The organism is Listeria fleischmannii subsp. fleischmannii LU2006-1 (assembly GCF_000344175.1).
Classification (GTDB): domain Bacteria; phylum Bacillota; class Bacilli; order Lactobacillales; family Listeriaceae; genus Listeria; species Listeria fleischmannii.
In genome coordinates, this window is record NZ_ALWW01000087.1 from 1 (window position 1) to 792 (window position 792).

Below are 792 nucleotides of genomic sequence, written 5' to 3' on the forward strand. Positions count from 1 at the left end.
AAGATACGTGGTTCCCCGAATTCGGAAATCTCTCGGATCACGTACAGCTCCCCAAAGCACATATCGGTGTTAGTCCCGTCCTTCTTCGGCTCCTAGTGCCAAGGCATCCACCGTGCGCCCTTCCTAACTTAACCTCATTCGCTTCTTCGAAGCGCGGTTAATCTGAATATCGTTTTTATCAGCGATGATAAACGCCTATTCGGTTGAAAGATACACTTTCAGTTGATTCTCGGTTACTTGTTCAAGTGTTTCCACTTGTGATAACTTTACTAACTTTTCTTATCTAGTTTTCAAAGAACAATCTTGGTGGAGCCTAGCGGGATCGAACCGCTGACCTCCTGCGTGCAAAGCAGGCGCTCTCCCAGCTGAGCTAAGGCCCCAAAATGGATTATTTTTCAGATGAAAGTGGGCCTAAATGGACTCGAACCATCGACCTCACGCTTATCAGGCGTGCGCTCTAACCAGCTGAGCTATAGGCCCATATTCCGGCACACCTGCGTGTCACCTGAACGTATATGAGAGTGACCTCTCAAAACTGAACAAAAGAAGTGAAAAAACATCATAGGTTTCCTTATCCTTAGAAAGGAGGTGATCCAGCCGCACCTTCCGATACGGCTACCTTGTTACGACTTCACCCCAATTATCTGTCCCACCTTCGGCGGCTGGCTCGCCTAAGCGTTACCCTACCGACTTCGGGTGTTACAAACTCTCGTGGTGTGACGGGCGGTGTGTACAAGGCCCGGGAACGTATTCACCGCGGCATGCTGATCCGCGATTTAGCGATTCCGGCCT

General features: G+C 49.6%; 2 tRNA genes and 2 rRNA genes. All 4 read right to left on the bottom strand.

The features are described from left to right. A 23S ribosomal RNA gene (locus tag LFLEISCH_RS14320) occupies positions 1–134 on the bottom strand; the annotation flags it as partial. Positions 135–304: 170 nt separating this feature from the next. Then, a tRNA-Ala gene (locus LFLEISCH_RS14325) sits at positions 305–380 on the bottom strand. 26 nt (positions 381–406) lie between these two features. Beyond that, positions 407–480 (bottom strand) — tRNA-Ile (locus LFLEISCH_RS14330). 101 nt (positions 481–581) lie between these two features. Continuing rightward, positions 582–792 (bottom strand): 16S ribosomal RNA (locus LFLEISCH_RS15550); the annotation flags it as partial.